Genomic DNA, 3,454 nt, shown 5'->3' with positions numbered 1-3,454 from the left:
TTTTTCATCATGGCCCCCCCCGGGTATGGCCACCCGTCTTTTCCCCAGAAGGGGTGCGTCAAGGAACCCAACCGTGCCTCCCTGATGGGCCTTAGACAGAGCGATTAAGCGGCTTAATATCTGGTTTGCGGATGAATGGTGCGTTCAGGACTTAACAAGCATCCCCATTCACAATGGGGGATCTACGCCCGCTTCTTTGATAGACACGATGAGATCATCCCGCGACATACCTAAGGTTTCTGCTGTCTTGTCCATCAGATCCCAAAAGCACCACAGGATATCTCCCCGGTCTTGATCTCCATTCCTTCTCACGCTCTCCTTAACTCTCTTCCCGATTCCCCTGACGTAATCCTTTATGGCTAGGACTTCATAGCTGACCTTCTTACTGCCCTTCTGGTCTTCGGTGGTAGGTAGATCGTCCATCTCAACGCTTGGGTAATCTTCCTGCATCCACTTCCAGAGTGTGACATGGCTGCGTATGCCACCTAGTTCTAATGCGACTTCTCTCCAGCTTTTTCGGCTACCATCAGATTTCAGGTGCCTCCCTGAATCCACAAACCTCCTGAAAACTTCCCGATGGTCTGCTCTCTTGAGGGGAATCCCATGACTGATGTTTTCTGATGCAGCAAGCCACTTAGCTTCTTCGTAGCTGCACTTGATGACCCTGGCTTTGATACGCCTTAGGCCGCTTTCCTCATGGGCTTTGAAGCGGTGATAGCCATCAATGACCACCAGGCCATGCTCTTGGATGTTTCCTACCAGGATAGGTGGTAGGGTTTCCTCTCCTGCATTTTTAATAGTCTGTTTGTATCTGCCGATGGCATCAAAGTCTGTTCTGCTTCTCGGCTGCATGTCATCAAGTAAAGTAATATTACTGATTTTGATTTTAATTGGTTTGATAGATTCTTCAATTTTCATGGTTTATACATTTATTTAGTGAATGAATTGCTCGGTTGTTCGAGAACATGAGCGGGTGATCGGAGGTTCTCCCCTCATAGGTGGCCTTTTGACGAGACTTTGTGCCCCACTTATTAAGTGGAGGTATTCCGCCTTCTTCAGAAGCATGGTCTATTTGACCACAGAATCTGATTAAGCATTTGATTATGCTGTATTATTTTTGAGGAACTATCGGGGTTCTACCCCACCATCCTCAGAGCCTCCCAGGCACCCCTCTCCTGCCCTCTGAGCACCAGGCCCTAGAAGCCCCTTAGGAGCCTCTACAAGCCTCTCAGGGATGGCTGGTGGAGAGGACACGGAACCAGGCCCCAAGGCCCCTCTCAGGCTTCCCTAGGATCTGTCTTTAGGCTGCCCCTAGCCGCCAGATGTCCATCCTCAAGCGGACATGCCCCTAGAAGGCCCTAGGAAGCCCCCACAGGCCCCTTTGCCCTCAGAGGAGGCCCAAGGTGCTGGCAGGCCCCATAGAGCCTCCTATGGCCTTCCTAACCCCTGTCTAGGCTGTGGTGGCGGTGGCGGTTATCCACGACTTGGGGGAAGACCAAAAGAAGGGGGATATATCTATCCCTGATCTACGAGCGCCCGCGCGTATAGGGACCGCCTTTACCTCCCACCACATGGGAGCTTATCCTCCCACCACGTGGGAGTTAATCGGGGGGAATCCACATGCCAGCGCGACTAGTCCGGCTAAGGACCAAAGAGCACCGCCTAAAGGTCGATCAAGCGGCCCTGTTACGCCAAGCGGTCCTAGCTTTCCCTGGCCTGCCTGAACAAGCTGTCGGTGCCATTGTCTCGACCATCGACCAGCAAACCGCCGCCGAGAACGGATGGACCTTCGTCATGCTCTCTCCTGCCGCCAACGACCTAGTCGTGTCTTGGATGCTTGAGCACTCCAAGCGTCCTCAGATGGCTATGCGCCTATGGTCCAAGTTGTTCCTACATCTGGATAGGGACACAGGCGAAATCCTACAGACCCGTGATGAGTTGGCTGCCGCTATCAACGCCAAGGCCGACCACGTGAGCGAAATCATGGGTGAGCTTGAGAGCTTCGGGGCTATCAGCAAGCGCCGCGTGAAGGTTGCCGGTATGCGTGGCCCTGGCATGGTCCGCTACTTCATGAACCCAAACGTCGCCACGCATCAAACCGGGCAGGCTCGCGACAAGGCGCAGAAGGCAGCTTCCCATCTTCGGTTGGTGAAGTGATGCGCCCCAGCAAGCTACTTTGGCTTGCGCTTGTGGCACCACTGACACTGACCGGATGTGCCTCAACCGAGATGCGGGGTCTGGTTGGTAAGCCAATCCAGGAGGCATTCCTCGCTTATGGTCGGCCGGAGAGTGTAATCAATCTGCCTGACGGGAAAGCTGCCTATCAGTTCCGATGGGGTGGAGGGTCGTTCGTATCACCTGCTCAGTCTTTCGCTACAGGAACCTCGTTCGGCCACACAACTACTGTGACAACGGCGACGCAACCAGCAGCCATTCATCAGGCTCCTGGCTGTCTGATCACCTTCATCACCCGCGACGCAAGCCCTGGCAGTATCATTGAGGACTATCGAGTTCCGAGGCAGTTAGTTTGCTAACGGCAACCGGTGGTGGCGCCTAGTCCTCTGCCCCTTCCAAAGCCCGATAGACACTGGATCGACCAATGCCGAGCTGCTTGGCGATATCGGTAGGTCGCACCCCTTCGGCATGAAGCCTACGCACCTTATCGGCCTGGTTACGGGCTGTAGGTGCTCGGCCTTTGTATCGACCTTCCTCCTTGGCCTTCGCAATGCCTTCCCGCTGCCTCTCCAGCATCAGAGCACGCTCAAACTCAGCGAAGGCTCCCAGCATGGTCAGCATCAGTTTGCCAGTGTGCCCACGGGTGCTCATAGGCTCTCCACCCATGGACAGCACCAGCAGGCCCACGCCCTTAGCTTCCAATCCCTTTACGATAGTCAGAAGATCCAGGGTTGAACGAGCTAGCCTATCCGGCTTGGTGACTACCAACGTGTCACCCTCACGAACGTAGTCTAGGGCTGCCTCCAGCTTCCCCCGCTTGGCTACTGACGATACCCGCTCACTAAACAGCTTCGTGCACCCAGCAGCCCTCAGGTCTCGTTCCTGAGCCTCTAGACCAGCTTCCTGCTCAACAGTGGAGGTGCGGGCATACCCGACCATCACCCCCGTATGCGTTGGCTTGGTTGCCTCTGAGGCGGTGGTCCTCTTAGCCCTGGTTGCCATGTTCAGTGTGTCCCAAAATGTCTAAGACATACTAGAACCATACGTCCCAAAGGCAACAAGCAATTCTAATGGAACACTTTAGGGGTGATAGCAGACATCCCACTAAGGCAGGCTCTATTGGGAATTTGGTCTGACTGCTGCCCCGCAGAACCGTCTAAGGTCAGGCGGGTCGATTTGCACCTGATACCCGCCCCCCGGAACCCGTATGCCCCCACTTCGCAAAAAGCCGTATTTGATCTTATTGGATTATTAGATTGATTGAGATGGTTCCTTGATC

3 protein-coding genes are annotated in these 3,454 nt (G+C 54.5%); 1 reads left to right on the top strand and 2 read right to left on the bottom strand.

The window, feature by feature from the left end; genetic code table 11:
• Positions 1-168 precede the first annotated feature (168 nt).
• Positions 169-918 carry a ParB/RepB/Spo0J family partition protein gene (locus tag IAI58_RS22935; RefSeq protein ID WP_207451501.1) on the bottom strand — a complete coding sequence of 250 codons (750 nt, stop codon included), beginning with the start codon at positions 916-918 and terminating at the stop codon, positions 169-171.
• Positions 919-1,620: 702 nt separating this feature from the next.
• Here IAI58_RS22935 and IAI58_RS22930 point away from each other — a divergent pair.
• Positions 1,621-2,157 (top strand): helix-turn-helix domain-containing protein, encoded by a 537-nt coding sequence (locus IAI58_RS22930; protein ID WP_208776377.1) that lies wholly within the window; start codon positions 1,621-1,623, stop codon positions 2,155-2,157.
• 396 nt (positions 2,158-2,553) lie between these two features.
• On the opposite strand, the gene IAI58_RS22925 is transcribed toward IAI58_RS22930, so the two are convergent.
• Positions 2,554-3,117, bottom strand: coding sequence for a recombinase family protein (locus tag IAI58_RS22925; RefSeq protein WP_208776378.1), 564 nt, complete (start codon positions 3,115-3,117; stop codon positions 2,554-2,556).
• Positions 3,118-3,454: the final 337 nt, after the last annotated feature.

This window comes from Roseomonas marmotae, assembly GCF_017654485.1.
In the GTDB taxonomy this organism is placed as follows: Bacteria; Pseudomonadota; Alphaproteobacteria; order Acetobacterales; family Acetobacteraceae; genus Pseudoroseomonas; species Pseudoroseomonas marmotae.
The sequence above is the reverse complement of the archived record's forward strand: the minus strand, read 5'-3'. Positions and strand labels throughout refer to the sequence as shown.

Excerpts from the sequence above, each read along its gene's own strand:
- IAI58_RS22935 (WP_207451501.1), bottom strand. The coding sequence starts at position 918 with ATGAAAATTGAAGAATCTATCAAACCAATTAAAATCAAAATCAGTAAT.
- IAI58_RS22930 (WP_208776377.1), top strand. The coding sequence starts at position 1,621 with ATGCCAGCGCGACTAGTCCGGCTAAGGACCAAAGAGCACCGCCTAAAG.